26 protein-coding genes are annotated in these 26,307 nt (G+C 41.7%); 16 read left to right on the forward strand and 10 right to left on the reverse strand.

Annotated features, from left to right (window positions below; translation table 11 throughout):
* Positions 1 to 84 precede the first annotated feature (84 nt).
* Entirely contained in the window at positions 85 to 711 is a 627-nt protein-coding gene (gene nadD, locus V7K61_RS05430; RefSeq protein ID WP_335051647.1) for a nicotinate (nicotinamide) nucleotide adenylyltransferase, read from the reverse strand.
* Positions 712 to 1,114: 403 nt separating this feature from the next.
* On the opposite strand from nadD, the gene murC reads away from it, so the two are divergent.
* The 4 genes from murC to V7K61_RS05450 all read left to right on the forward strand — a co-directional run bounded on the left by murC (position 1,115) and on the right by V7K61_RS05450 (position 4,842).
* The gene (gene murC / locus V7K61_RS05435; protein WP_335051649.1) at positions 1,115 to 2,578 is read left to right on the forward strand and encodes a UDP-N-acetylmuramate--L-alanine ligase; all 1,464 of its coding nucleotides are present in this window, start codon (positions 1,115 to 1,117) and stop codon (positions 2,576 to 2,578) included.
* A 124-nt stretch (positions 2,579 to 2,702) separates the two neighbouring features.
* The gene (gene murB, locus V7K61_RS05440) at positions 2,703 to 3,704 is read left to right on the forward strand and encodes a UDP-N-acetylmuramate dehydrogenase (RefSeq protein WP_335051651.1); all 1,002 of its coding nucleotides are present in this window, start codon (positions 2,703 to 2,705) and stop codon (positions 3,702 to 3,704) included.
* Between the two features lie 185 nt (positions 3,705 to 3,889).
* Positions 3,890 to 4,237 (forward strand): YbaB/EbfC family nucleoid-associated protein, encoded by a 348-nt coding sequence (locus tag V7K61_RS05445; RefSeq protein ID WP_099100025.1) that lies wholly within the window; start codon positions 3,890 to 3,892, stop codon positions 4,235 to 4,237.
* Between the two features lie 125 nt (positions 4,238 to 4,362).
* Positions 4,363 to 4,842, forward strand: coding sequence for a low molecular weight protein-tyrosine-phosphatase (locus V7K61_RS05450; protein ID WP_335051716.1), 480 nt, complete (start codon positions 4,363 to 4,365; stop codon positions 4,840 to 4,842).
* Positions 4,843 to 4,919: 77 nt separating this feature from the next.
* Here the strand turns inward: V7K61_RS05450 and V7K61_RS05455 are convergent, their stop codons facing one another.
* Entirely contained in the window at positions 4,920 to 5,603 is a 684-nt protein-coding gene (locus V7K61_RS05455) for a response regulator transcription factor (protein ID WP_335051653.1), read from the reverse strand.
* A 654-nt stretch (positions 5,604 to 6,257) separates the two neighbouring features.
* Between V7K61_RS05455 and smpB the strand changes: the two genes are divergently transcribed.
* Positions 6,258 to 6,725 carry an SsrA-binding protein SmpB gene (smpB, locus tag V7K61_RS05460; protein ID WP_094349892.1) on the forward strand — a complete coding sequence of 156 codons (468 nt, stop codon included), beginning with the start codon at positions 6,258 to 6,260 and terminating at the stop codon, positions 6,723 to 6,725.
* A 181-nt stretch (positions 6,726 to 6,906) separates the two neighbouring features.
* On the forward strand, positions 6,907 to 7,188 hold the full coding sequence (locus tag V7K61_RS05465; RefSeq protein ID WP_335051655.1) for a WGxxGxxG family protein: 282 nt from the start codon (positions 6,907 to 6,909) through the stop codon (positions 7,186 to 7,188).
* Positions 7,189 to 7,266: 78 nt separating this feature from the next.
* On the opposite strand, the gene V7K61_RS05470 is transcribed toward V7K61_RS05465, so the two are convergent.
* Both V7K61_RS05470 and V7K61_RS05475 read right to left on the reverse strand, forming a co-directional pair.
* Entirely contained in the window at positions 7,267 to 8,685 is a 1,419-nt protein-coding gene (locus V7K61_RS05470) for an IctB family putative bicarbonate transporter (protein ID WP_335051657.1), read from the reverse strand.
* Between the two features lie 339 nt (positions 8,686 to 9,024).
* Positions 9,025 to 10,584 carry a GAF domain-containing sensor histidine kinase gene (locus V7K61_RS05475; RefSeq protein WP_335051718.1) on the reverse strand — a complete coding sequence of 520 codons (1,560 nt, stop codon included), beginning with the start codon at positions 10,582 to 10,584 and terminating at the stop codon, positions 9,025 to 9,027.
* 749 nt (positions 10,585 to 11,333) lie between these two features.
* On the opposite strand from V7K61_RS05475, the gene V7K61_RS05480 reads away from it, so the two are divergent.
* The 5 genes from V7K61_RS05480 to V7K61_RS05500 all read left to right on the forward strand — a co-directional run bounded on the left by V7K61_RS05480 (position 11,334) and on the right by V7K61_RS05500 (position 18,458).
* Positions 11,334 to 12,518, forward strand: a complete 1,185-nt coding sequence (locus tag V7K61_RS05480) for a DegT/DnrJ/EryC1/StrS family aminotransferase (protein WP_335051659.1) — start codon at positions 11,334 to 11,336, stop codon at positions 12,516 to 12,518.
* 127 nt (positions 12,519 to 12,645) lie between these two features.
* The gene (gene crtB / locus V7K61_RS05485) at positions 12,646 to 13,539 is read left to right on the forward strand and encodes a cyanoexosortase B (RefSeq protein WP_335051661.1); all 894 of its coding nucleotides are present in this window, start codon (positions 12,646 to 12,648) and stop codon (positions 13,537 to 13,539) included.
* A gap of 178 nt (positions 13,540 to 13,717) precedes the next feature.
* A complete protein-coding gene (locus V7K61_RS05490) occupies positions 13,718 to 14,440 on the forward strand; it encodes a cyanoexosortase B system-associated protein (RefSeq protein ID WP_335051663.1) in 723 nt (240 codons plus the stop codon).
* Positions 14,441 to 14,673: 233 nt separating this feature from the next.
* Positions 14,674 to 16,032 (forward strand): polysaccharide biosynthesis/export family protein, encoded by a 1,359-nt coding sequence (locus V7K61_RS05495; protein ID WP_335051666.1) that lies wholly within the window; start codon positions 14,674 to 14,676, stop codon positions 16,030 to 16,032.
* Between the two features lie 251 nt (positions 16,033 to 16,283).
* Positions 16,284 to 18,458 (forward strand): GumC family protein, encoded by a 2,175-nt coding sequence (locus V7K61_RS05500; protein ID WP_335051668.1) that lies wholly within the window; start codon positions 16,284 to 16,286, stop codon positions 18,456 to 18,458.
* A gap of 137 nt (positions 18,459 to 18,595) precedes the next feature.
* Here the strand turns inward: V7K61_RS05500 and V7K61_RS05505 are convergent, their stop codons facing one another.
* Entirely contained in the window at positions 18,596 to 19,267 is a 672-nt protein-coding gene (locus V7K61_RS05505) for a rhomboid family intramembrane serine protease (RefSeq protein WP_335051670.1), read from the reverse strand.
* A 126-nt stretch (positions 19,268 to 19,393) separates the two neighbouring features.
* Positions 19,394 to 20,113 carry a rhomboid family intramembrane serine protease gene (locus V7K61_RS05510; RefSeq protein ID WP_292734774.1) on the reverse strand — a complete coding sequence of 240 codons (720 nt, stop codon included), beginning with the start codon at positions 20,111 to 20,113 and terminating at the stop codon, positions 19,394 to 19,396.
* Between the two features lie 249 nt (positions 20,114 to 20,362).
* Between V7K61_RS05510 and V7K61_RS05515 the strand changes: the two genes are divergently transcribed.
* Complete coding sequence (locus V7K61_RS05515) at positions 20,363 to 20,983, forward strand: tetratricopeptide repeat protein (protein ID WP_335051672.1); 621 nt, start codon at positions 20,363 to 20,365, stop codon at positions 20,981 to 20,983.
* Between the two features lie 142 nt (positions 20,984 to 21,125).
* Here V7K61_RS05515 and V7K61_RS05520 read toward each other — a convergent pair whose 3' ends face one another.
* The 4 genes from V7K61_RS05520 to V7K61_RS05535 all read right to left on the reverse strand — a co-directional run bounded on the left by V7K61_RS05520 (position 21,126) and on the right by V7K61_RS05535 (position 23,322).
* Positions 21,126 to 21,881, reverse strand: a complete 756-nt coding sequence (locus tag V7K61_RS05520; RefSeq protein WP_335051674.1) for a hypothetical protein — start codon at positions 21,879 to 21,881, stop codon at positions 21,126 to 21,128.
* Positions 21,882 to 22,093: 212 nt separating this feature from the next.
* Entirely contained in the window at positions 22,094 to 22,315 is a 222-nt protein-coding gene (locus V7K61_RS05525; protein WP_335051676.1) for a type II toxin-antitoxin system HicA family toxin, read from the reverse strand.
* The gene (locus V7K61_RS05530; RefSeq protein WP_335051678.1) at positions 22,312 to 22,518 is read right to left on the reverse strand and encodes a type II toxin-antitoxin system HicB family antitoxin; all 207 of its coding nucleotides are present in this window, start codon (positions 22,516 to 22,518) and stop codon (positions 22,312 to 22,314) included. Before V7K61_RS05530 ends, V7K61_RS05525 begins: the two co-directional genes overlap by 4 nt.
* A gap of 207 nt (positions 22,519 to 22,725) precedes the next feature.
* Entirely contained in the window at positions 22,726 to 23,322 is a 597-nt protein-coding gene (locus V7K61_RS05535) for a hypothetical protein (RefSeq protein WP_335051680.1), read from the reverse strand.
* A 246-nt stretch (positions 23,323 to 23,568) separates the two neighbouring features.
* Here V7K61_RS05535 and V7K61_RS05540 point away from each other — a divergent pair, with 246 nt between their 5' ends.
* The 4 genes from V7K61_RS05540 (at position 23,569) to V7K61_RS05555 (ending at position 26,230) form a co-directional block, all read left to right on the forward strand.
* Positions 23,569 to 23,691 carry a hypothetical protein gene (locus V7K61_RS05540; protein ID WP_335051682.1) on the forward strand — a complete coding sequence of 41 codons (123 nt, stop codon included), beginning with the start codon at positions 23,569 to 23,571 and terminating at the stop codon, positions 23,689 to 23,691.
* A 22-nt stretch (positions 23,692 to 23,713) separates the two neighbouring features.
* Positions 23,714 to 24,226: a hypothetical protein gene (locus V7K61_RS05545; protein ID WP_335051684.1), complete on the forward strand. Its 513-nt coding sequence runs from the start codon at positions 23,714 to 23,716 to the stop codon at positions 24,224 to 24,226.
* A gap of 63 nt (positions 24,227 to 24,289) precedes the next feature.
* Complete coding sequence (locus tag V7K61_RS05550; protein ID WP_335051686.1) at positions 24,290 to 24,718, forward strand: hypothetical protein; 429 nt, start codon at positions 24,290 to 24,292, stop codon at positions 24,716 to 24,718.
* Positions 24,719 to 24,754: 36 nt separating this feature from the next.
* Positions 24,755 to 26,230, forward strand: coding sequence for an ABC transporter ATP-binding protein/permease (locus V7K61_RS05555; RefSeq protein ID WP_335051688.1), 1,476 nt, complete (start codon positions 24,755 to 24,757; stop codon positions 26,228 to 26,230).
* Positions 26,231 to 26,307 lie beyond the last annotated feature (77 nt).

The raw sequence follows: 26,307 nt of genomic DNA on the forward strand, positions 1-26,307 counted from the left end.
TTGATATCGTTGACCCCAATCATATCGCAAAGGGGGGGGGCACTTTTAACCATAAAGTGTTAGATCAATAAAAAAACACATAATTTATTCAGATTTGTAAGAGTAGAGATTGTTGTTAGTGATATATGATCTGACCGCTTCCGGGACTAAATAACGAATTGACTTGCCTTCGCGGCAAAATTTGCGAATTAGACTTGACGAAACTCCTACTAAAGGTATATTCAAGAGTTGCCAGTGAACGATCGCAGACTGCTCCTTGAGTTGTTGCTCCACTTGCTTGCAGATTAATTTGCTTTGAGTTATAGTCTCACCACCTAGCTGTCGGGGTGCGATTAACCAATCACACATTTGTGCTAATTCGTGTCCCCGGTACCAACCGGGTAAGGTTTGGAAAGTATCCAAGCCCACAATCCAGTACCAGTGAGTATTTGGGTAACAAGCAGATAAGTCAATCAGGGTGTTAATGGCATAAGAAGTCCCAGAGCGATTAGTCTCCACTAGTGAGACAGTAAATGCTGGGTTATCTTTTATTGCTAATTGCAGCATTTGCAGACGATGCTCAAACAAAGCTGCTTCTTTGTGAGGAGGATTTAGGGTTGGTACCCAAATTACCTTTTCAAGGGATACTTGATGCAAAGCTGTCTCGGCTACGAGCAGGTGTCCCCAATGAATTGGATCGAATGTGCCACCAAAAACTGCTAGTTGTTGCATCCAGATAAGCCTGGGTTATATGCAATTGAAAAATAGTTTCATTACCAATGTACTATTGTACTCAATTCACGCCTAAACTTGATGCAATTTCAATTTAGTTTCACTAAACAATGTATTATGTAGCCAATTCCAGTAAGGTAGACAAAAATATGTATTTGACATTACAAGAATTTCTTTCCCGATGCGGCCAAAATTTTCAGAATAATCTTAAGAACAGTTCAGAAATAGCAAAAACCTCCAACCAAGGTAAAATCATTCTGAAGCAGGAAAACCAGAGCAGAAACATCATTTGGGCATCAAACATGAACATGATACAGGAGTAGTTACGGTAAAAATCAAATTCCTGTTATGATACGCGTGTCATTTGTGATTATGGTGTGGTGTGGTGTAAGAGGAGCAATAAATGACTAATTCTGTAGATTTTAGTGGTAGACCATTTCATTTCATTGGCATCGGTGGCATAGGTATGTCTGCTCTGGCATACGTTCTTGCAAAGCGTCAATTTCCAGTATCAGGTTCGGATCTTCGTCCTAACCACATTACGCACAAGTTGGAATCTATCGGCGCTCATATTTTTGGTAAACAAGAGGCAAGCAATCTCGAATTCTTTTACCCTCAGGTATTGGCTAATCCAGTAGTATTAAATTCACAAGAAGAATTATCTGCTGATACTAAGTCAAAACTGCCTCAAGTCATTTGTTCAACAGCAATTAACACTAACAATTTAGAATACAAAGCAGCACTGGAATTAGGTTGTCCAGTTTTACATCGTTCAGATGTACTAGCAGCTTTAATTGCCGATTACTACAGTATTGCAGTGGCAGGAACACACGGCAAAACTACAACCAGTAGCATGATTGGCTATATGCTTCTAGAAGCTGGTCTAGATCCAACGATTTTGGTCGGTGGCGAAGTCAATGCTTGGGAAGGTAATGCTCGATTGGGACAAAGCCAATATTTGGTAGCCGAAGCAGATGAATCAGATGGTTCTCTGGTAAAACACGCTCCCGAAATTGGTATCATCACCAATATTGAACTCGATCACCCTGACCACTACGATACATTAGAAGAAGTTATTGACATCTTCCAGACATTTGCTAAGGGTTGTAAAACGTTAATAGGTAGCATTGACTGTACGACAGTGCGCGATCGCTTGCAACCCACAATCAGCTACAGCTTACACTCAGATACCGACGCTGATTACACCGTCACCAATATTGATTATCGTGCTGATGGTACCACGGCTTTGGTTTGGGAAAGAGGCAAAGCTTTGGGCGTTTTAAAGTTGCGTTTGCTCAGTCGGCACAATCTCAGCAATGCCTTAGCCGCAGTAGCTGTTGGTCGTGTTTTGGGCTTAGAATTTGGAGCAATTGCCAAAGGTATCGCCACTTTTGAAGGAGCAAGACGACGCTTTGAGTTCCGAGGTGAAGTCAATGGCATTACCTTCATTGATGACTATGCTCATCACCCTAGCGAGATTCGCGTTACTCTCGCCGCAGCACGTTTACAGGCAAGACCAGGGCAAAGAGTGGTTGCCATCTTCCAACCCCATCGCTATAGTCGTACACTGACCTTTTTAGAAGAATTTGCCGAGTCCTTTACCCATGCTGATTTGGTGGTGCTGACTGATATTTACAGTGCAGGCGAACCTAATTTAGGGCAAATTAGTGGTGAACGTCTAACGGCGGAAATTGCTAAACAGCATTCGCAGGTAGTTTATCAACCAACTTTACCCGCAGTGTGTGATTACTTGCTAGAAACACTACGCCCAGGAGACTTGGCACTGTTTTTAGGCGCTGGAAATTTGAACCAAGTGATTCCTGAAGTAATTACGGCACTTTGTGAGCCGGCTAAAGCCACATCCTAAGTGGAAACTTTGCGAAGTTTTATTTCTGAGCAAAGCGCCCTTCTCGCAACGGTTTCATCTGTGAACTCTATTACCGTATCTTTGCGGTAGATTAATGTAAAAATTTTACCAAAACAAAGTAAAGATGACCATTTCCCAGGCAGCTGGAAACGTCTGCACAGTTTCTGCTTTGAATACAAAGAAACACCAAACAGCTAATTCGGTGGACAGTGAAGTAATCTACTTACCCAGTACTGATTGTGCGATCAAGTCCCAGGCTTCTTTGTCAGCGTTTACTTCCTATAGAGTTGGGGGAGCAGCTGATTTATACGTTGCCCCCCGAAACTTAGAAGCACTGCAAGCAAGTCTTAAATACGCAAAAGAACGTAATTTAAAGGTGACAACACTGGGAGCAGGTTCTAACTTGCTGGTAAGCGATGGTGGTATATCAGGTTTAGTTATTGCTACTCGTCATCTCCGCTTCAACCACTTTGACCCCCAAACCGGTCAATTAACCGTTGCTGCCGGAGAATCAATTCCCAGCTTGGCATGGGCGGCAGCAGAATTAGGTTGGCAAGGATTGGAGTGGGCTGTTGGCATCCCCGGAACAGCAGGAGGTGCCGTGGTGATGAACGCAGGGGCACATAATAGCTGTATCGCAGATATGTTAGTTAGTGCCGAGGTACTTTCACCCGATGGGACGCTGGAAACTCTTACCCCGGAACAGTTAGGTTATAGCTACCGGACTTCATTATTGCAAGGTGGCGATCGCATAGTCACCCAAGCTACCTTACAACTCGCGCCAGGTGCAGACCCAGCAAAAGTTGTGGCAATTACCAAAGAACACAAAAAGCATCGGTTAAGCACCCAACCATATAACTTCCCCAGTTGTGGCAGTGTGTTTCGCAATCCCAAACCTTACAGTGCTGGCTGGTTAATTGAACAAACTGGTCTGAAAGGCTACCAAATCGGTGGAGCACAAGTAGCACTACTACACGCTAATTTTATTGTTAATCGTGGTGGGGCTAAAGCTAGTGATATCTTCTGTCTCATTCGCCACATCCAACATCAAGTACAAGAACGTTGGTCTATTAATTTAGAGCCAGAAGTCAAAATGCTCGGAGAGTTTCAAGGTGCTTGTGGATAAAGAATGGGGAATGGGGAATGGGGAATTGGGAGATGAGGTAAAAGAATTAATAACCAATGTCCAATACCCTACTCCCTACTCCCAACCTATAACGCATTAATTATTGGTAAAAAAAGAGTCAAATTACTTACCGCATCTATAATTGAATTTGATTTGTTATTCAACGCATACGCGTACAAATAATTATGACAGGAAAAGGACAGGGATTCGGCTTTGGCTTAGGAAAAATGAAAGAATTAGCCGAAGCTTTTAAGAAAGCGCAGCAAGTTCAAGAAGGCGCAAAGCGACTCCAAGAAGAATTGGAGCAAATGGAGATTCAAGGAGAATCTGGCGGTGGTCTGGTAAAGGTAATTGTCAGTGGAAACCAAGAACCCAAGCGGGTAGAAATTTCTCCAGATGCTTTAGCAGAAGGTGCAGAAGTACTTTCCGATCTTGTAACAGTGGCAATGAAAGAAGCCTACAACAAGTCCACAGCAACAATGCGGGAACGCATGGAAGAATTAACCAGTGGGTTGGAGTTACCTGGATTTTAGTCATTGGTCATTAGTCATTAGTCATTAGTCATTGGTCATTGGTCATTGGTCATTAGTCAAAAGACAAAGGACAAAGGACTATTGACAAAGGGCAAATGACTATTGACAAAGGACAAAGCATATCTATGCCTTACAAGTTGCTGTTTGTCTGCTTAGGTAACATCTGCCGATCGCCATCGGCAGAAAACGTCATGAATCATCTAATTGAGCAAGCTGGCTTGAGCGAACACATCCTCTGTGACTCTGCTGGTACATCTAGCTATCACGTTGGTAGCCCACCTGACAGACGCATGAGTGCTGCGGCTGCTACTAAGTTGGGAATTAAACTGCGTGGTCGGGCACGCCAGTTTCAAAAGTCAGACTTTCAAGACTTTGATTTGATTTTGGCTATGGATCGAGAAAATTATGAGAACATCCTCACTCTCGATCAAACTAGGCAATATCAGCATAAAGTGCGTTTGATGTGCGAGTTTTGCTCTCGACACACTCTAAAAGAAGTTCCAGATCCCTATTATGGCGGTGAAGAGGGATTTAATCAGGTTATTGATTTATTGATCGATGCTTGTGAAGGTTTGCTGACAAAAGTTAAAAGTGAAGAGTTATGAGTGAGGAGTTATGAGTGAGGAGTTTTAATTCCTCACTCCTGTACAGACGCGATTAATCGCGTCTCTCCTCCTAACTTTTATTCCACTAAACCATGCTTCATCGCATAACGGACTAATTCCGCGCGGTTGCTGGTTGAGGTTTTTCTCAATAAACTGCTAACGTACTTTTCCACAGTTCGAGGACTCAGGTGTAGTTGAAGGCCCATTTCGGCATTAGAAAGACCATGAGTTAATAACTCTAAGACTTCCTGTTCTCTATGAGTTAGGACTGAGTGCACATGGGATTTCTGAATTTGAGTGGACAGAGAATTATGGGCATCCCCCGCTTTTGTCAAACCGGAAATGCCCAAACTATCTTTATGAGAAAAACGATACTCTGATTGGATAATTTGCGATCGCTCCAAAAGATTGCGGATTGCTGCTGCTAACTCTTCTAGTTCAAAAGGCTTAGGTAAGTATAAATCGCACCCTGACTGGTAGCCCAGAATTCTTTCTTGGGTCTTAATGCGTGCCGTTAATAAAATTACAGGCAATAAACGAAACACTGGTTGTTGACGCACCCGGCGCACCAGTTCATAGCCATTCATCCGTGGCATAACAATATCCGTGACAATCAAATCAGGATGATACTCATCCACCATAAACAAAGCCTCTTGACCGTCATTAGCTGTGATCACTGAGTAGCCAGACAGTTCAAGATAGTCGCTAACAGACAGACGAGTGCCCAAATCATCATCCACTACAAGGATCGTCAAGGGCATGGATAATACACCCCTAGCATTTTTTTACTCAGAAATTTGCTTTTATATACTTCGTTACTGAACACAGACAAGAATAGTGTTCTTATGTTTCATACTATGACAGGATTACCAGCTAATGACTGCTCTCAGGGTTTATTTCTAAAGGAAATCTTAAATCATTAGGAAGGTTAACGAAGTGTAACCACCTTAGATTCCCTTTGGTTAGGAGGTATAGAGAGCTTTGTAATTTGTAACAACTCTTTAATCAAGGAGAGTAAATGTTCATTAGCGTCATACCAATTATTTGTCAGGATTTATGCAAAAAGGGAGTGAGGGCAATTCATCTAAACGCAAAGAAGCAAGTTACGGCGAGTCTTTCGTAGAGAAGCGGCTTCCCACAGGGTATTGCCTTTACTTGATGTGTAAGTCCTATTTGTGAAACTGCACAAAATCAGGCTTGGTGAGACAAGTTACTCAAGCACCTTGTTCTACGAAACCTCAGAGGTAATCGGTATCAGCTAACTTAAAGTTGCCAGAAAAGCTTAATTGTGAACTTAGAAAAGCTAAATTAGTGATATACAGTTCACCATTTATAGCGGTTCTAAGATACACCGTATAATTCACAAGCCAATCCAAATAATTTTTTAGGTACATTTAAAGCACACAAAATTATCAATGAGCGACAAGAACGAAGGTTACAAAGTCATTTGCGACAACCGTCAAGCCCGTTATTTGTATGAAATTCTAGAAACTTACGAAGCTGGAATTGAGTTGACAGGAACAGAGGTGAAGTCGATTCGTGCGGGTAAAGTCAATCTCCAAGATGGCTATGCTTTGCTTCGCAATGGCGAAGCATGGTTGATCAATGTGCATATCTCGCCTTACAACGCTAGTGGACAATATTTTAATCATGAACCACGGCGTACACGCAAGCTTCTATTGCATCGTCAAGAACTCCGTAAGCTAATTGGCAAAGTCGAACAGCAGGGTTTAACTTTAATCCCTTTGAAAATGTATCTCAAACGAGGCTGGCTAAAAGTGAGTATAGCCCTTGGCAAAGGTAAAAAGCTCCACGATAAACGAGAAGACCTGAAACGACGCCAAGACCAGCGTGATATTCAACGGGCAATGAAAAGCTATTAAGGGTAACGTGTGGTCAAACTACCATACCAGAATGAGAAATCGATTACTGTTAAAACCATGTTGTATATCCACAGCGTGAGTTATGAAAATGCCGAGTTTATAGCCGCAGATTGATTTTGTGAAGGTCGAGACTCGATACAGTTGTGAGTAACTTCGGATAGCATCAGGAATTTCACAACTTATGAAAAGTAATTTCATTACAGCCGTTGGCGCTGGCGTTCTCACCTTGAGTATGGGAATTTTACCCTTATCTCTATCTGCACAAGCTCAGACAACTAATGACACCGGAGCCACTACTACTGCTCCAACAACGACTACTGACGATCGCAACGATTTTGATTGGGGTTGGCTAGGATTGCTTGGTTTATTCGGTCTAGGCGGGTTGGCTGGCAAAAAGAACGATCGCGAATCTGTAGCTTATCGCGACCCTAATGCCCCAAGTGCCACTACCTACAGAGATTAGACAATTCAAAATTGATTTATGCAAAATTCAAAAGTTGTCAGTTGTTCGGTAAAAAAAACAACTGACAACTTATTTATGTTAATTTACTGCTGGTTCTGAGTTAGTTGTATTTGTCTGGTTTTGAGCTAAAGGTGTCCAGTAGCTGGCAATTAAGGCAACGATGAGCCACCAGAGGGTATTGACTTCAGGACGATACCAGACAGTATCTACGGTACCGTGAGCTAGCATACCCAACAAAATAGCGATCGCTCCGATTAACCAAAATCCCTCTACACTTCTGATTTGTCGCAATCGTCGCACTTGCAAAAGTGCCGTATTAAATGTGACAATTAGTAGCCAGAGAAAGCAGGCTAAACCAACAAAGCCAGTTTCTACAGTCACTTCAAACAATATCGAATAGGCGCTCAAAGCAGTGTAACGAGGGCGTTGGTAGAGGGGATAAACTTTATTAAAAGAGCCGTGACCAGGCCCAATGCCGAAAATCGGGCGATCGCGAATCATTTCAAAAACAGCATCCCACACATTTCGGCGAAAATTATTACTGCTATCCTTACGGTCGGCAAAAATACTAAAGACTCGCAGCCGCACTGGCTCTACAAATATCACTGCTAGCACCAATACGCCGATCAAACCTCCTAAAACAATCGGTATTGACCAAGTACGCCAAAAGCGAGGCATTTCCACGCTTTTCCAATAAACTAGCAATGTCATCACAGCTAAAACAGCCACCACTAGTCCAATCCAACCGCCACGACTAAAAGTCAGAATCAGGCAGGAAATATTGACAATTAGCATCGTTAATGCAAGAGCTTTTTTAGGCCAGCTTTGCCATGCAAAAATTGCCACTAAGCTAAAAATTACTGCTGGTAGGAGGTATCCAGCCAATAAGTTAGGATTGCCTAAATAACTGTAGACTCTTGTAGTCTTAGACATCGGAGATTCTGGATCGACCCAAGTTGCCAGTGCTGTGGCTCCAAAAAACCATTGCCGCAACCCATATACACTAACAATTAACGATACGTGCAGATAAAGGATGATAATCCAAGAACGGAGGCGAGGCGACCTTAATACCCTGGCACAAAGGGTAAATAGTAGCAAATACAAGGTTAAGGTTCCCAAGTCATTAAGTGCCGCCTTTTTCACTGGTGATAATGCTGTTGCGATTGCGGCAACTCCCCAGTAGAGCAATACCAGCAAGTGAATGGGAGTGACTGACGAGACATTTGCTGGTGTTACTTCATCAGATAAAGTCAACAACAGCCAAAATCCGACACAAGCCACCAGCAACAAACCCACCAATGTACTGGAAGCAAAAGGTGCTAGAGCATATATTAAGCTGAGTAAAGCCGCTGCGATCGCATCTCCCCACTGGAGCAAGACGCTAGTTTGCCGCCAAGAACTTAGCAGTCCCACCAGAGAGCGGTGTACATAACTGGTAGCAAGATATTCTTTGAGCGGTAAAGTTGATAGAGTAAATCGTTGCCAGACTAAATTCATAAAAAACATTGCGATCAATTAGCCTGCCGACGCAGAACTTGGAATTGATCATAATGCCTATAGCTATAAAAAGGTAATAACAGAAATTGCCCATCGCGTGATGGCGCTCTTATTCCTAGCCATCATCCAATAGGAAGTTAAGATAGTTCTTCATATACTTAGTACAGCTTGACGTAAAATAGTGGCGAATTGAGGGTTGAAATTTAAAGGCATAGGTAAGCGCAAAAGCACACAGAGAATTCGCTACGAATTAATCAAATCTAGATAGAAAATACGTCTTTCCCAATCTCCATTACCCCTTATCCCCACAGGGGACCCCACCTTCCCCAATCCCCACGATTAGACATCGCTAATTGCTTGTGAGGAAGTCGCTAGTTGCAGTGGCAGAGAAAGTACATAACGATATCCTGATTCTGGTGAACCTTGAATCAAAATATGTCCACCATGCAATTCTGCCAGTTGACAACTTAATAATAGACCTAAGCTTTCACGAGAAAGACTTCCATGTGATTTAGCTAAATTTATACCTGAACTAGTAGCAAAGAAATTTGAGTGGGAATCACTCAAGTTTTTGGAATTTTCTACTGCTACTGATGAAGTATCTAGTTGTTCTTGTCTTTCTGTATGAGTATTGTAAGTTGCTACCTCACCTGTAAGCTCCAGCAGCGACAAAGAATTGAGACGGAAGTAAGGATCGACCTCTGTTATGCCGTCCCCTAACCAAGGATGGGAAACCCAAATAGTAATGTTGAGCGTATCTTCTTTGTAAGAAACATGAATGCGAACAATGCTACCTGTAGCTGAAAGTTGAATCACACTGAAAACCAGATGATAAAGCATTTGCCGCACCTTGTCTTTATCTAAAGGCCAAATGCGACTGCGTCCCGGTTCTATAGACAGGCGAATATCTTGCTCGCGACGATTAGCTACTTCTTCTAGGGTATTGATAGCTTGTTGGCATAGCATTTCAATATCCACGGGAGCTAGATTTAGCACAGTTGAGTTTTCATCCATAGCTCCTAGTTCGGTAATTTCGTTTACTAGGGAAAGTAAGTACCGACCACTGTGTTGGATAATTTCCACATATTCTCTCTGCTTAGTCGTCAAAGGTCCATAAATCTCACGTCCCAAAACACTAGCCATACCGAGTACAGATGTTAAGGGCGTGCGTAACTCCTGAGTTAGCTGACTCAAAAGTTCTAGCTTCAGTTGCTTAGTAGAAACAGAGTCGCTATCTTGAGTGGATGCAGTAATTTTAATCTCAGTGTTACGTTCCTCATTCAGTGAAAATATCGGAACGTTTTTGGGAGCGCTTGATTGGAGTTTCCCTTGCAGGAGTCGGTTACGTTCAAATTCACTCATGCTCCAACGAGCGATGATTTGTAAAAATTCAATGTTTTGGGGTGTAAAATTGCGTGGCACTAAATCCATCACCGCTAATGCACCCAAACAATTTCCCTCAGCATCAATCAGTGGCACTCCTAAGTAAGCACGAATACCATAATCTTGCACTAGCTTGCTGCTAACAAGGACTGGATCGGTAAGTTTATGTGTATCGTTTATTTTACTGTATTGCAAACTCTCTACTACCTGAGTGCAAAATGATTCCCGGCGTAGTAGTTGGCGGCTTTGTGCCAAATGATTCATTAGTCCCAGTCCCAGCCTAGATAAGCCTACCGCCGATTTGAACCAATGGCGTTCTTGATCCACAAATCCCAATATGGAAATTGGTGCTTCCAAAAAGCGGGCGGCAGTCTGTGTGGCTTCTTCAAAAACCGGAATCGTTTCTGGTTGCCGCAAACCTAAATCGGACAAAGCTTTGAGGCGTTGCTGTTCTCTTGATTCATGAGAATCCCAACCATCCTTTAGGGCAAATAATTTGTTTTCAGGCTCTATCATTGCCACTGCTACCTTAATAATTTCTCGATCGTGTAATTGATCCAAGTCCTATTTCTAGGTTATCAATTGCTATTTTTAAGCATTCCCTAATTTTGCCTCTGACAAACAAATTTGGGGCAAAATTTTTTTCTCCCTTCCATTAAGCCAAGATGTGGTGTCTGCTAGTTACTAGTTACTGGTGCTGAATGTTCTTTATTTAGCACTGGTGTACTCTTTCTTGATTGAGATTTTGCAATCAGACTGCGTTAGATTTGGATTCAGCCAGGGTAAGCTAATGCTAAGGATACAATACAAAGGGGCTGTCATTCTTTATGTATATAAGGGAAAATTTTTACTGGAACATTCAAAGTAAATTTACTTAAAATAATAGACGTTAGTGTAATTAAATATAGACATTTTACTGATAACAACTAGTACCCAGAGATGATAATCCTAGTGCAGGATGACCTAAATAGGCCAACCATATCCCTACGGATTAGCAAGCTATCAAATTATTGAAAAGCCCACTTTATGAACTTTTTGAATTTTGAGAGAAGTTGGAGTGGCGGCTTCAGAGAAGTCTGATGGCAACTTCTGTTGCTCAAATTAAGAGGGCGTGATTTTGAATTAACCATAACCGCCTAAATAGTTGATCTAAGCCTTTACCCAATAGATTAAATCTATGACAATTTCATGCCAAAAATTGTACACGGTTTTCTATTTTTTCCATGTGATGAAACATTTTTTGAGGACGACTGGCAATGAATAAAATGACTATTAGAGTTCCTTTTGTAGACCTGAAGTTACAACATGAACCAATTCAAACACAATTGCAAGATGCAATCCAATCTGTATTGGAACGGGGAGATTTTATTTTAGGGCAAGCACTTTCAGATTTTGAAGCAGCATTTGCGGCAGTATCTGGTACAGCTTATGGAGTTGGTGTGGCATCAGGAACAGATGCGATCGCTCTGGGGTTACAAGCGTGTAATATTGGTGCTGGCGATGAAGTGATTCTACCCGCAAATACTTTTATCGCCACCTTAATTGGGGTAATACGTGCTGGCGCCAAGCCAATTTTGGTAGATTGCGATCGCCAAACTGCTTTAATTGATTTAAGAGAAGCAGCAAAGGCAATTACGCCTCAGACCAAAGCAATCATCCCTGTGCATCTCTATGGTCAGATGGTATCACCACGCGATTTAGTGAACTTTGCCGATACCTACAAACTCCTAATTTTTGAAGATGCCGCCCAAGCCCATCTCGCCCAAAGAGACGGATATTACGCTGGTTCAATAGGAATAGCAGCAGCTTTTAGTTTCTATCCCAGCAAAAATTTGGGAGCATTTGGGGATGGGGGAATGCTGCTGACACGAGATGCAGATGTAGCCCAAAAAATGGTGCGCTTGCGAAATTATGGTGCGTCGCAAAAATATTTTCATACTGAACCAGGTACGAATAGCCGCTTGGACACTTTACAAGCAGCAATTTTGCACAAAAAACTCCCATATTTGCCACAGTGGAATCGCGATCGCTTGACTATTGCCCAACAGTATGATATTGAACTAGCACCCTTGGCAAGTGCTGGAATTATCCCTATAGAAAATCAAAGTGATACAGGACACGTTTATCATCTTTATGTGATTAAAGTTGATGATTCTTGCCCAATAGAACGCCAGCAACTCCAGGAACAACTCACAGGGGCGGGAATTCAAACTGGCATTCACTACCCAATTCCTTGTCATCTCCAGCCAGCATTCACCAACTTAGGCTATCAACTGGGAGATTTTCCCCAAGCAGAGAAGTTGTCAAAGCAAATATTATCATTACCGATGTATCCTGGTTTGAGTAGTAGCCAAGTTAAAGAAGTTGTAGCAGCGATCGCCAATGCAGTGTCAACAAATTATCAGGTAGATAATCTATCTCCTGCTGACTTGGGTAGCGTGGTAGCCTGAAGTTAATTCATACTTAATTTGTCCTTTGTCCTTTGTCATTTATCCTTTGCAAATGACCAATGACCAATGACTAATGACTAATGACCAATGACTAATGACCAATGACCAATGACTAATACTGAAAATCATGGCACTCCAGCAACAGGTTAAAAATATAAACGCATCAGGCTTGTTAAATCTAGCTATTTTAGGCGTTTTGCTGCTGCTTTATGCTCCGATATTGTTACACTGGTTGGATGGTTGGCTGCACAAAAATATTAGTACAGAACACGAATATTTCAGCCACGGAATTATTGGTCTACCATTTGCGGCTTATCTAGGCTGGATGAACCGGAAAAAGTGGAGACGTTTGCCAGATACCATCAATCCTTTGGGCGCTGTTTTATTGTTATTAGGGGCAATTTTTTATCTTAGCGGTGTTACAGAGTGGGTTAACCTTTCCTTGCCCGTTATATTGATCGGATTATGCTTGTGGTTTAAGGGAATAGCAGGTTTGCAATTACAAGGATTCTCTCTACTACTAGTATTTTTAGCAACCCCAACAGCATTACCCTATCTTATTGCTCCCTATACTTTGCCTCTGCAAAGCTTTATCGCTGGTACAGCAGGCTTCATACTGAACCAATTTGGTATGGAAGTAACCGTAGATGAAATTAATCTTTACGTGGGAGGACGGATTGTAGAAGTTGCTCCCTATTGTGCAGGGCTGAAAATGTTATTTACGACTTTCTACGTGGGCTTGATGCTGCTTTATTGGACAGATGCTTTGTCTTCACGGCGGACAACTATATCGTTTTTATCTCTGGCTGCGATCGTTAGTATTATTGCCAATATCATTCGTAATACTTTACTGACTTTCTTTCACGGCACGGGTCAAGAAGCGTCTTTTAAATGGCTGCATGAGGGTTGGGGTGGCGATCTCTACTCTGCTTGTATGCTGGTGTCACTAGTGCCCTTACTGAATTGGATTAATAGCTATTTTTCAGCATCTCTAGAAACTGAACAAGAAGCAGAAAGTTAGAGGCATTGGGCATTGGGCATAACATGCAGAAGAGAATAGGGGAAAAATTTACTGCAACTTTTCCCCTATTCTCCACTCCTCTAATTTTTCATCAATTATACGTAAGTCCTAAATATTACTGAACTCACAATGTGATTTTATAAAGTAAGATTTTGCCTAAGTATTGCAAATTTTACTGATGATTTCCTTCTCTAAATTTTTCAAAGAAAACCAATTGACTCAGGTAGCAGCACTTTTGTTATTGCTACTGCTGCTAGCAATAGCGGGGGTTCCCGGATATCTGACAGGACACTGGCAATGGAAACAGCCGCCCCCTGTTCCTACCCTCCACGAATTAAAACAGATCCGCAAGACTGGGTTAACCCTTCCTGGTTGGCAAACCATTGAACAAGCAGAACAACAAATTGGCGAACATAATTGGTCTTTGCAGGTAATTAAAAAAGAAGGTTCCGAATCCCAGGCAATCCTGCTTTTGTTGCCGCAAAATGGGCCTATGGATCAACCAGAGGTAGAGTGGACAGATGTTAACGGTTGGGGAAGATCGCGCTGGGGAAAGTGGGATATAGCTCAATCTCGGTCTGCGGAATTTACTGTGAAACCATCTGCAAAGTTGGCTTCTAATGTCGAAACTAAAGTAGAAGCTAGGTTTTTTCGCGCCTCCACACCACAGCAAACCTTCGCAGTTTTGCAATGGTATGCGATGCCAGACGGCGGAAATCCATCACCTTTTCACTGGTTCTTGGCAGATCAACTGGCACAGTGGCGCAAGCAACGCACTCCTTGGGTTGGCGTGAGCATTCTGATTCCAATGGAACCTTTGGGGCAGGTAGAAACATCTTGGCCTTTAGCCCAGTCTATTGGGGAAACAGTTCAAGCTGCACTAATGGCAGGCGCTTTGTAGAGTCTGTTATAGATGCCCTTGTACAGAGATTTATCAAGAGTATGTCTATAAATTGTATTCAGGCTGAAACTCACCTAAAATGATGTTAACAACATGAAGTTAGAAATTAAATTGAGCAAAATTATTCTCTTTCTCTTGGTAAATACTTCTAGATAAAAGACACATTGAAGGCATTTTTAGAGTAAAATAACCACTCGGCGCGACTAATTTCTATATCAATATTTTCTACACCAATGTTCATAGATCCCAGTTATTATATGCGTGGATTCAGCGCCCTGTGTTTTGTCAGTCTTCAAGTAGGAGTTTTCTTAACAACGCCTATCCAACTTGTTCTTGCCCAGCCTTTTCCATCTCAAGGACAATCACCAGGGAAATTCCCTTCACCTGTGCCAGTTAATGAAGTTGCACCTAGTGGTGCAAATGAAGAAATTTCCCCGCAACTGAGCCGCTACCTTTTGGGGCCAGGAGATGCAATTGGTGTTGTGCTTCAGCGTCCTCCTGGACCATACCGTTTAGGCATAGGAGATGGAATTAGCGTTTCGGTTCAGCGCTTTCCAGATTTGAGCTTTCAAGCTTTAATTAACCCAGAAGGTAATATTGCGGTGCCGTTATTGGGAACAATTTCTTTACAAGGTTTAACTTTGGAAGAAGCTCAAGAAAAAATTCGCTTGGGTTTAAATCGTTATGTAGTCGATCCAATAATAGTTTTAGCATTAGCAGGGCAGCGTCCAGACCTCAGTTTTCAAGCTGTAATTAGTCCAGAAGGCAACATCATCGTGCCGCAAGTGGGAACGGTGTCATTAAAAGGTTTAACTTTAGAAGAAGCTCAAGAAAAAATTCGCTTAGGCTTGAGTCGCTTTTTCCCAGATCCAATCGTGGTAGTATCCTTGGCAGGAACGCGACCAGTTCAAGTTACCATTAGCGGAGAAATATTTCGACCAGGAATTTATCCAATTAATTCACCAACACCCCGTGTTGCTGATGCTTTGCTAACATCTGGTGGTTCAACGTTGAATGCAGACCTGCGACAGGTGCAAGTACGCCGAAAGTTAATCGATGGTTCTGTGATTTCACAAACTATTGACTTATACGCAGCATTGCAAAATGGCGGTTCAATCCCGAATTTACGCTTGCAAGACGGAGATGCAATACTCGTGCCCCGTCGTGAAGTTGGTAATGAGGATGGTTATGACCGCAATTTAGTAGCACGTTCATCCTTGGCCACACCACAGATTAGAGTCCGAGTTTTAAACTACGCTGCGGGTGGTCTTTCCGTTCAAGCACTGCCTAACGGCAGTACATTTGTAGATGCTTTGGGAGGTGTAAATCTAGACACTGCTAATCTGAGAGATATCGCTCTGGTTCGCTTTGATTCGGAACGAGGCAAAGCTGTTACCCAAAAACTTGATGCTAAAAAAGCTCTAGGCGGTGATGCGTCGCAAAATGTAGCACTTCAAGATAATGATGTTATCGTTGTTGGTCGGAACCTCATTGGTAGAATTACTAATTTCTTGACCACCATTACCCAACCTTTCTTCAATGTTCAATCCTTTCTCCGGTTTTTTGACAACATCGGTGGTGGATCGAATTAGTAACATTAAAAAAACGATACAACCTAGAAAGAGTTTGGAGTGTAGGAAGCCACATTTCTAACTGATATTTGAATTTATTAATGGAAAAATCTTGAAGATATCAACCGATATATACAGTAGGAAGTTGATAGCATCCTTGTATCAAAACCATTATCTTTAGTTTGGTGCTTCCTAAATTTTGAATTTTGTTAGCGCAGCGTTAGCGAGTCTGCGAGCGTCATATTTAAATTTTGAATTGGAGCGAAGCGACCATGACCCCACCAATTGTTAAACGCTATCTTATTGCTTTTGATAAATATAAGTGGATTGGACTAGCTAGTTTTGGTTTAGTTGTCGTCGGATCAACTGTGGTAGCTATGCAACCAGAGCCACCTACTAGCTATATAGCATCTGGGGCACTTACTTATAGTGGACCACCAGTTTCTTTCTCTGCAACTGGTAATGAAATCCAACAGCAAGGGAAGGAACTAAATGAGGAAGTTTTACTATCAAACCAGATAATTGCAGGTGTGGCGGAGAAAGTTGGTGTCAAACCGAAACAACTCGGTGCAAGTCTTGCTCTTGCTCTACCTAAAAAAAATGCTAAGAGTGGAGAATTAGAATCTTCTATCTTTGAACTGAAATATGTAGATAGTGACGCCAAACGAGGCATACAGGTATTGACGGAATTGATGCAAGCAATGATCAAGTTGAGTAGTGACATTAATACTGGGCGATTACAAGCAATTATTCAAAAGATTAACGATCGCACACCACAAGCTAAACGGGAATTGCAAATTGCTGAAAAGAAGTTAGAACAGTACGATCGCGTCGAGCGAACAGCAATCTTAGCAGCAGAGAATGGCAGCTTGTTAAGCGCCATTACTGCCAGCCAAAATCTCCAACGGCAAATTCAGTTAACTATTTCTGGGGTTGATGGTCAAGCTCGCAGTTTACAAAATAAGTTAGGCTTAACAGTCGGACAAGCTTATGTTTCTTCTGCTTTGAGTGCCGATCCAATTATTGGTAACTTACGAGCGCAAATTTATCAAAGTGAATCGCAAATCGCTGTACTCAGAAAAGATTTGCGGCCGGAACATCCAACGATGGTGCAGTTAATGCGTCAGAAACAAGCTGCTGAGGAATTACTACAACAACGTGCTGCTGAAGTTTTAGGTGGTGGTGGGACAGCGGCTCCGCTTCAGGGTAGCGTTGCAGGTATTCGCACTCAAAGCAGCTTAGATCCAACACGCCAGCAATTGGCAAACCAAATGGTGTCTTTACAAACCCAAAGGGAGACACTACAACAACAACTAGCTCAAGAAATCCAACTAGAAGCGCGACTCCGGCGAGAGTATGCTTTGATACCCAATAAGCAATTAGAGCGATCGCGTTTAGAACAAGAGGTTGGACTCAAAAAAGCTATTTATGACCAAATGCAGGTGAAGCTAACCGATGCGAAAACCGCAGAGGCAGAAACTACTAGCAGCCTCAGTATTGCCAGACGCCCCGCAGTCACTGTCGATCCTAAACCTCCGAAGAGTGTGCCTATTACCCTTGCTGTGGGTGGTTTCTTAGGTGTATTAATTGGTGGCGGAGTGATATTTTTGTTGGGAGCGCTGGAAGGGACTTTCAAAACCAGAGAGGATATTCGCGAGAGCCTCAAGCAACGAGAAGTGGCACTGTTGGGAGAATTGCCTTTAATGCCAGTTGATGATTTGGAGCCAGATGGTGTACCGGTAGTATTTTCCCAAGATTCTCCTTATTTAGAATTTTATGAGAAATTCCGTAGTAATATGCGCCGCATTGGTGGTAAAAACTTAAAGGTAGTATTAATTACTAGCACCAGCAGCCTAGAGGGTAAAACAGCAAGTGCTTATAATTTGGGTGTTGCTTCCGCCCGTGCTGGTAAAAGAACCTTAATTATCGAAACAGATTTGCGATCGCCTTCCCGTTGTACATCTTTAAAAGTAATCCCTGACCCTGAAGCCACTATTGAACCCCTACGTTATTACGCTAATTTGAGTGAATGTATTCGTTTAGTTCCTGATATTGAAAATTTATACATTCTTCCCAGCCCTGGCCCAGTGCGGCAATCCGCTGCTATTCTTGAATCCAGCGAAATGCGTCGGCTGATAGAAGATGTCCGCGAACGTTTTGATTTAGTCATATTAGATACTAGTCCCCTCAGCATATCCAATGACCCTTTGTTAATTCAACCCTACAGCGATGGGATCGTACTAGTGGCGCGACCAAACTATACGCAAGAGAATATGCTAGGTGAAGCTATCGATCAATTAGTTGAATCCGAACTAGGGTTATTGGGAGCAATTATTAATGGTGCTGATATCATTGTTTCTGCACGTGAAGAAGTTCCAAAATCATCAGCATTTACATCTGAGGTAGAACAGTCAGAAGAAGTTTCAGCGAGTGCCAACAAAAACTAATAGTTTCAAATGTGTAAATTTTAACGCAGACTATCGGATTCGCGTTGGCGTTCGCTTTAGCGTCTCTGAAAGAGAATCGTCTCGCAGAGAATTGAAAGGTAGCAATTTTTTGCTCAGAGTTTCAGGAAATGCTGTATTCAGTCGCGTCGAAACAAGCCAAATAAGGGAGCAAGAATTACCCCAAATACAAAACCACCGATGTGCGCCCAATATGCAACTCCACCAGTTTCCACGCTCATGTTAGCGGCTGTTTGCAGGGTAGCAAGACCGGAAATTACATTTTGCACAATGAAAAGTCCAATTATGACTAGTGCTGGAACTCTGATTGTGGTGATGAAAAACCCCAAAAATATTAAAGTCATGACTTGAGCGTGGGGAAAGCGGATAATGTACGCACCCAAAATCCCAGAAATTGCACCACTTGCCCCCAAAGAAGGAATCTCAGAATTCATCCCAATAAACCATTGGCACAAGGCAGCTAAAGCACCACACGCCAAATAAAAAATCAGATATTTGGCATGACCTAATCGATCTTCAATATTGTTGCCAAAAACCCAGAGAAACACCATATTTGAGATTAAGTGCCACCAACCACCATGTAAGAATTGCGACGTAAATAACGTTATCCACTCTCCATTCAAATTGGTGGTTAACTCTTGAGGCACTACTGCATACTCACTTAAAAACTGACTCAATTGTGGATGTGACAGGCTCACCTCGTGAATAAAAACTAAAACATTCATGCCAATTAACCCATAGGTGAAATATGGGGTAATTCGCGTCGGATTTTCATCGTAGAGGGGAAACACAGGTGTTTTTCCTAAATTATTGACTAACTGCAATATAGCTTGTAAGGCTAGCAGTTGCGAAGGTTAAACAATTTCACCTATTAAATTAATCAGTATAATTGAGGGTAACTACGATACTATGAAAAATTACTTATACCAAGATTCTTCCTGTGATTTATCACTAAATAAACCCAACAGTGGGCCGAGAATTGCCCCAAAGATAAACCCACCGGCATGGGCCCAGTAGGCAATACCACCACTTTCCATACCGATGTTGGTACGTGCTTCCAGGCTGGTAAGTCCGTAGAAGGCTTGTTCGAGAAACCAGAATCCTAAAAAGAAATATGCGGGGACACGGAAAGTTGGGAAGAAAAACCCTAAAGGTACAACGCCAAGAACTTCGGCGTTGGGAAAGCGGAGAATGTATGCACCCATGACACCTGCGATCGCACCACTCGCACCTAAAGAAGGAATGCTAGAATCTTGAGCGAAGAACCACTGAGTCAAGGATGCTAAAACACCGCAAGATAAATAAAACAGTAAATATTTGGCATGACCTAACTTATCTTCAACGTTGTTACCAAAAATCCAGAGAAACAACATATTGCCGGCTAAATGCAAGAAACCACCGTGCAAAAATTGTGAAGTAATCAAAGTTGCCCACTCTGGTACTGGTTGATGTACAGAGATACCAGCAAAGCTTAAAGTCAGTTCTCGTGGAACTACAGCCGCAAGGTGTAAAAATCCATTTAATGCTTGGGGAGGAAGATTTGCTTCATAAAGAAAAGCGAGGACATTGACAGCAATCAGCCCATAAGTTACATAAGGCGTGATTTTTGTCGGATTATTATCTCTAATGGGAACCACGAGCGTTTTTTCCTGATTTTAAGACAGCAATTCTACAATACGGAATTTTGTAAGTAGTTTCTTCTACCTCGTGGATGGATCTCAGTTTAATCTTTGAGATTTATTGTAGGACTTACCTTGAAGCAGTAAGCATCATGCCATAATTTTCCAGTTGAAGAAAGGAGCTTGACTATAGTGCTGATTTCGTTTATCTAAGATGTTCCATAGGATGATATATGCTAGTTAATTCTCATATAGGCTTGGTTACTCATGTTTTTTTCAAATTCTCTGGAAAATCAACTCCAGCGCTGGAACGAAACCATTCGCAATCAGCCGAAAAATCCCAATGCTTACATTCGCCGAGGTATGGTTAACTTTCAACTAGCCAAGATTGATGAATCTATTCAAGATTTCGACACAGCAGAGCAATTGGATGACCGTATCAAACCTTACCTTTGGCAACGGGGATTATCGTACTATTATGCAGAAAGATTTGTTGAAGGCGCAGAACAATTTGAAATAGATTTGCCTGTAAATGCTCAAGATGTAGAAGAAACAGTATGGCGATATCTCTGCATAGCTCGTTCGTTAGATGTTGAAGAGGCGCGTAATTCTTTACTAACTGTAAAAAATGACCCTCGACGTATTATGCAGCGCGTATATGATTTGTATGCAGGAAATTGTACACCAGATGATGTTTTAACTGTTGGTGAATCAGAAGGGATAAAGGGGAATTTTTACAGTCATCTTTACTTGGGATTATATTACGAAGCTCAAAATAATCTTGATTTAGCTCAGGAGTATATAGTGAAAGCTGCTGATAATTACAAAATTGATGATTATATGTGGTATTTAGCGCAGGTACATAAGAAGCTACGAGGGTGGATATAGCCGAGTGTTAATCTTCTAGAAGACATCTCCGAAAAAGAATCTCAAACCCTTATCCTGTCTATGTGAAAATCTAATTTCTGGAGATGTCTAGAGAGGGAAACCAGATAATTTTCAAGATTGAAGTGAGAAATAGTTTATGGAGTTATTGATTCTGCTCAATTCTGGTTCTTTGCTTTAATGAGATACGAATACAATGGGGGTCAAGAAAATCTATTAGGTCAATTAGCCTACTATGAATTACAATAAGTCTTTCTCCATCAAACTTTGTCTTACTTCCTATTAATTCAATATGATCTCTCAATTGTGCGAACCAACGTGTAAAATCTGGATCGCTCATCTTCTTCACAAAGGTAGCGTAACCAATACATTCATATCCACGTAAATTGTCTGTGGATCGAGGCACTAACATGATTTCCCCGATTGCACGTTGTTCACCATTATAAAGCTGAAAGATATTTCCATACCTACTCGATCCAAATGCCTGATTAATATTAACTAACAATTCACTTAGGTGGCGGTTAGTCTCAAGATCACCCAAATCTAGGAACTGAACTTCTCGCCGCAGAATTTCAACCCACCCCAAATACTCTGCGATGACATACAGCGTGTTTTGAATTGCATAGTCTTTATCAAAGGGAGATCGCTGAAAGGCTTTTTCTAGATACCTTTGTTGATGAATGTTAAATAATCTGCTCTGAAGATCAATGGTTGAGCGCAACAATGGATCTCTATACTTTGACATTAAGGCAGCTGTCTGAGCCTCGCGCGATTCAGTCTCACGTCGTTTAGCAAGCCGATCAGCAAGTTGCGCTATGCGAGCTTGACCGTAAATACTAATACTGGCACTGATGACTGCAACAACCGCTGCGATAATTGCAGTGATAATTTCAGGTTTCATTACATCAAGAGGAATAATTTGAGAAATGTGATCATCTATTTAATTTTTGGTGGCTGAGGTTTCAAACTGCACTTGTTGGTACAAATGAGCGCAGGTGTAGCTTGTCGTAGAGATCGCTATAAATCTACCGAAGTGCCAACCTAACCAAGGACTAATAATCTAGTATTTTATCCCGCAGCTGCTTTCTGGCGATCGCCTCAGCCAGTCCAGCCCTATAGCAATGCAATAAATTCCTCTACGCTTAAATCAGCATCCCGAATTATTGCCCGCAACGTACCCTTGGCTAACTCCTGATGATCTGGGAAAACGACTTGAGAAAACGGTTCATCTCTTCGTAGAATAATATGGCTACTTTCCCTACGCTTTTCGTAAAAACCCACCTTTTCCATAGCTCTGACGCAATCTCTTCCAGAAATGCTCGGTAATTTGCTCACACAAGTACCAGAAACGTTTCAAAGTTATCTTCTGGAACAGGTAAACCATCCTCCTGCAACGCAGCGATGTAACCTGCGATCGCTTCTTTTATATTGGAAAGGGCTTCGTGTTTAGTCTTACCCTGGCTAAGACAACCTTTTAGGCTGGGGCACTCTACAATCCAGTAGCCATCTTCATCTCGATACACGATTACCTGTCTCATATTCCACTGGATAACAAAAAATGTGTATGACTGCTCTTGATCTTAGCAAGTAAGCCTCCTAAGATAACCGCTTGTACCTCTGTTATTTCATTTGGTTTCGGTACTAAACCAGCGATTGACTAGGCGATCGCTTATCATTGAAAACTTTCCGATTATGCCTCAACAGATAAGCTTCCTTAGTCCACTCCAAGGGAATTGTTAGCTTTCTTATTGTGGTAGATATAGCACTCTTCTACGAATCTTTGCTATACCATGCACAATTCCTAACACTGCACCGATGTAAAGTCCAATATGGATTCCCCAAACTAACATAAATCTGGGAACTTCTGCTGGCTGAACGACTGGCTTAATCTGCTCGGCAAAGAAGGGAAACTGAAAATAGTAAAATATAAATCCTGCGATCTGAGCAACTACAATTCCCCAAATAATCGGATACCGTGCCATTTTTAGTAATTGACGATAAGACAAAGGTAACTTTCGTCTCTGATTAACCAAGAGAAATATGCCGTAGCTTAAAAAACCAGCAAAAAAGCCCGCCTGAAATCCAACCTCGCTGACTTCCCAACGAAAATTAGAACCATAAGGAACATTTTTGAAGTAATAAAAGTAAGCGGGTGAGAGAGTACAGGTAATCTGATCGTTAACGATACCAAACGCAGCACCGATTAAACCAGACACTATTAAAAACGAGTATTCCTGAAATTTTGTCGGTTTTGTGGGATTACGCCAGTAGTCTACCGCTACAACTAAACTCATCAGCAAAAACAAAATCAGCAGTCGGTATTGATATGGAATACTTTGCATAAGACAAGTACTTTAATCCAAAATTAGCCTTTCAGGAAGTGTAACTATTTACAAATTCTTCAGAATTTTTACCATTGTATGCGACTTATTTGGGTAGATAGCATCAAATTCAAAGACAGTCGGAAGGTCAGATTGCTAAGATTCTTATAACCTTTATCTGGAATCCTATTATGAACATCTTCCGAACTAATCTTATTTTGAATCTGAAACTGTTACTTCGATAGGTTTTTCGGGAATTCTACAAATATGGCTCTTGAAATTTCTCAGTCAACTAAGGAGGAGGGAGATATAGGAAACTGGAGAGATACAGAAGGTGAGAGAGATATGCGATCGCATATTTCAGTAGAGCAGATAAATAACGCACTTTAAGCAAAACATCGCAAATTACATCATGCAAAATCTCACAAACTTTCCCAGTTTAATCGACCGATGGCTTCGCTATAAATTCCAAACAATCCTAGTTGTATGTTTTTTACTTTGGACACCGCTTCTAATTATAGAAACTTTGCAGATTCAACATTCTTGCCATCCCATGATTCACTGGTCTGGTACGCTTCCGGCAGAGTGCCAACCTAAACTACTGCAATTTAATTCTAGTTCATCTAAAAAACCTGAAACTCGGCGCGATCGCTCTCAAGAACAAAAACAAATAGCAAAGAGCGATCATAGTCCATTACCTAGACCTTCGCCTACTCCTCAACGTCAAATACCTAGCATATCTCCACCACCTCAATCACCAGAGATACAAGATGTTCTCAAGATAGTAAAAGAGCATCCAGACATCACAGGCGGTGTTATTGGAATTGGAGTTGCAAGTCTTGTGGCTCTTATTGGCGGTGTTCCCCTAGCTGCCGCCGTAGTAGTTGGTGCAGCAGTATGGCTTGCAATTCAGACAACGCCTTAGTAGCACTATCTTAATTTCCAACTTTGTCGAATATTTCACGAAATAAAGGAGTAATCAACCAAAATGCAACCTTCTAACAACCCTCAACAATCTCCCGACATTGTGCAATCCTCCTCCAACAATCCGCAGGTTGTTCCAGGTTCAGATGGACAAATACAATCTCATCCCAATCCTATAGAAACTCCAGCCGTTTCCTTAAAAATTCTCGGTTCAGGATTTTCATTACACCTGAATAAATGGGTTGTTTTAGGAGTTTTAGGAGTTGCAATACTTGCCACATTCTTTCTGATAACTAAAGGAAGTGAATTTTGCTTATTCAGCACTTGTGTACCACCAATTGATTCCACCAACTCACTTGCTATCAATTTTTGGGGATTTGCAGGAGGAACAGCAGCACTCGTAATTTTAACCACTTTTTTCGGTGTTTCGTTAATGCCTGCTGTTGCCGCTTCCTTTGCGGTTTGGTTTCTAATGCAAATGACACTCCATTAACTTTAAATCTTATCTATATTTTCTCTCAGACAAGCTATGAACATTATCGAACTTAAGCACGTTTCCAAAGTAGTTCCCGAAGGATTCCAGCAAAAACCTATTTTACAAGATATTAATCTGATTGTGAAACGAGGCGAATTCATCTGGTTGCGCGGGGAAAATGGGGCTGGCAAGACTACTCTACTGAATCTGATTGTAGGGTTACTTAAACCCAGTAGTGGAGAAGTTGAGCTAATGGGGCTTTCACCACAGAGTGCTAACTCAAAAATCCATGTCGGAGTAGCTTTCCAGGATATACAGTTTCCAACAAATGTTAAGGTAAAGGAACTTATTGAATTGTTTAGAAGCTACTACCATAATCCACTTTCAACTGAAGAAATATTGAACAAAGTTAAGCTGAAAGATAAAGAAAACGATTGGGCAATTAAATTTAATGGTGGGCATAAACAGAGGCTTAATTTTGCTCTTGCTCTAGCAGGCAATCCCGATCTACTTGTCCTTGATGAACCAACTAAAGAGCTAGATCCAAAGGGACGTGAAAAATTTTGGCAGGAAGTCAAACTCTGCCGTCAACGAGGAGTCACTATTATAATGGTGACAAATAATGAATCCGACTGGAACGAATTAAGTACTTTAGCAACTCGCTGTGTCACTGTCCATAAAATTACTGAAATTCCCCCTGAAGGACAGCTAACTCAGGAGCTAATAAATTTAGAAGATAACGCTTTATTAGATCAGCTTGAAAATACTACACAAACTGAAAATTTACCTGAAACTTCTTCTCAGAACATCCAACGCATTTTTCAACAACAATTCTGGTTTGAAATCCTTCAACTACTTCGTACTCCAGTCTTTTTAATTGCAACACTCGCACTGGTGGGATTCGTCCCGTTGTTAAAATTGCAAGGATTGAAAGGAAAAGGGGCAATAGAAACAGTTGTTTACCTCTCTGGTATCATACTTTTCACGATTGTCATCGACCGACTGGGTAAACGAATTGCAGTTGAGCGATCGGAAAAATGGCTGAAGCTTTTGAGAGCCACACCTTTACCACCAGCAGTATATATGGCGGCTAAGATTGCCACCTCGCTTCTCATTTGTACTGTCAGCCTTTTATTAATCTTCGGATTAGGAAGCTGGCAACTTGAGATGAGAATGGATTTGACTCAAGGGTTAGCTCTGATATCAAGTCTAATTTTAGGAATTATCCCTTTTGCGATTCTCGGTATTGCATTGGGGTACTTACTAAACCCCAAAAGTGCTGATTCTATTCTTAGCCTATCGCTAATTGTTATTCCTGTTGCTTGCGGTTCAATTCCACTTCCAGTACCGCAAATCGTCCAAGATTTAATTGCATTCTCGCCGTTCTACCACTTTCGGCAGTTAATTCTATCGGCGGTTAACTTGAACCACGATAACCACCTAATTCTACATTTACTTTGGCTACTTTGGGCTTGTGGTGCTTTTGGTTTATTGGCGGCTTGGTCTTATCAGCGCGATCGCACCGTTTAGTAGCTTAAACAGAATTGACAGAAGAGATATTTTTGGTGGCTTCGGTTTCAAACTGCACTTGGCGCTACAAATGAGCA

The sequence above is a fragment of the Nostoc sp. genome, from assembly GCF_036918015.1.
Taxonomy (GTDB): domain Bacteria; phylum Cyanobacteriota; class Cyanobacteriia; order Cyanobacteriales; family Nostocaceae; genus Nostoc.

Excerpts from the sequence above, each read along its gene's own strand:
- nadD (WP_335051647.1), bottom strand. The coding sequence starts at position 711 with ATGCAACAACTAGCAGTTTTTGGTGGCACATTCGATCCAATTCATTGG.
- murC (WP_335051649.1), top strand. The coding sequence starts at position 1,115 with ATGACTAATTCTGTAGATTTTAGTGGTAGACCATTTCATTTCATTGGC.
- murB (WP_335051651.1), top strand. The coding sequence starts at position 2,703 with ATGACCATTTCCCAGGCAGCTGGAAACGTCTGCACAGTTTCTGCTTTG.
- V7K61_RS05445 (WP_099100025.1), top strand. The coding sequence starts at position 3,890 with ATGACAGGAAAAGGACAGGGATTCGGCTTTGGCTTAGGAAAAATGAAA.
- V7K61_RS05450 (WP_335051716.1), top strand. The coding sequence starts at position 4,363 with ATGCCTTACAAGTTGCTGTTTGTCTGCTTAGGTAACATCTGCCGATCG.
- V7K61_RS05455 (WP_335051653.1), bottom strand. The coding sequence starts at position 5,603 with ATGCCCTTGACGATCCTTGTAGTGGATGATGATTTGGGCACTCGTCTG.
- smpB (WP_094349892.1), top strand. The coding sequence starts at position 6,258 with ATGAGCGACAAGAACGAAGGTTACAAAGTCATTTGCGACAACCGTCAA.
- V7K61_RS05465 (WP_335051655.1), top strand. The coding sequence starts at position 6,907 with ATGAAAAGTAATTTCATTACAGCCGTTGGCGCTGGCGTTCTCACCTTG.
- V7K61_RS05470 (WP_335051657.1), bottom strand. The coding sequence starts at position 8,685 with ATGAATTTAGTCTGGCAACGATTTACTCTATCAACTTTACCGCTCAAA.
- V7K61_RS05475 (WP_335051718.1), bottom strand. The coding sequence starts at position 10,584 with ATGATAGAGCCTGAAAACAAATTATTTGCCCTAAAGGATGGTTGGGAT.
- V7K61_RS05480 (WP_335051659.1), top strand. The coding sequence starts at position 11,334 with ATGACTATTAGAGTTCCTTTTGTAGACCTGAAGTTACAACATGAACCA.
- crtB (WP_335051661.1), top strand. The coding sequence starts at position 12,646 with ATGGCACTCCAGCAACAGGTTAAAAATATAAACGCATCAGGCTTGTTA.
- V7K61_RS05490 (WP_335051663.1), top strand. The coding sequence starts at position 13,718 with ATGATTTCCTTCTCTAAATTTTTCAAAGAAAACCAATTGACTCAGGTA.
- V7K61_RS05495 (WP_335051666.1), top strand. The coding sequence starts at position 14,674 with ATGTTCATAGATCCCAGTTATTATATGCGTGGATTCAGCGCCCTGTGT.
- V7K61_RS05500 (WP_335051668.1), top strand. The coding sequence starts at position 16,284 with ATGACCCCACCAATTGTTAAACGCTATCTTATTGCTTTTGATAAATAT.
- V7K61_RS05515 (WP_335051672.1), top strand. The coding sequence starts at position 20,363 with ATGTTTTTTTCAAATTCTCTGGAAAATCAACTCCAGCGCTGGAACGAA.
- V7K61_RS05520 (WP_335051674.1), bottom strand. The coding sequence starts at position 21,881 with ATGAAACCTGAAATTATCACTGCAATTATCGCAGCGGTTGTTGCAGTC.
- V7K61_RS05530 (WP_335051678.1), bottom strand. The coding sequence starts at position 22,518 with ATGAGACAGGTAATCGTGTATCGAGATGAAGATGGCTACTGGATTGTA.
- V7K61_RS05535 (WP_335051680.1), bottom strand. The coding sequence starts at position 23,322 with ATGCAAAGTATTCCATATCAATACCGACTGCTGATTTTGTTTTTGCTG.
- V7K61_RS05540 (WP_335051682.1), top strand. The coding sequence starts at position 23,569 with ATGGCTCTTGAAATTTCTCAGTCAACTAAGGAGGAGGGAGATATAGGA.
- V7K61_RS05545 (WP_335051684.1), top strand. The coding sequence starts at position 23,714 with ATGCAAAATCTCACAAACTTTCCCAGTTTAATCGACCGATGGCTTCGC.
- V7K61_RS05550 (WP_335051686.1), top strand. The coding sequence starts at position 24,290 with ATGCAACCTTCTAACAACCCTCAACAATCTCCCGACATTGTGCAATCC.
- V7K61_RS05555 (WP_335051688.1), top strand. The coding sequence starts at position 24,755 with ATGAACATTATCGAACTTAAGCACGTTTCCAAAGTAGTTCCCGAAGGA.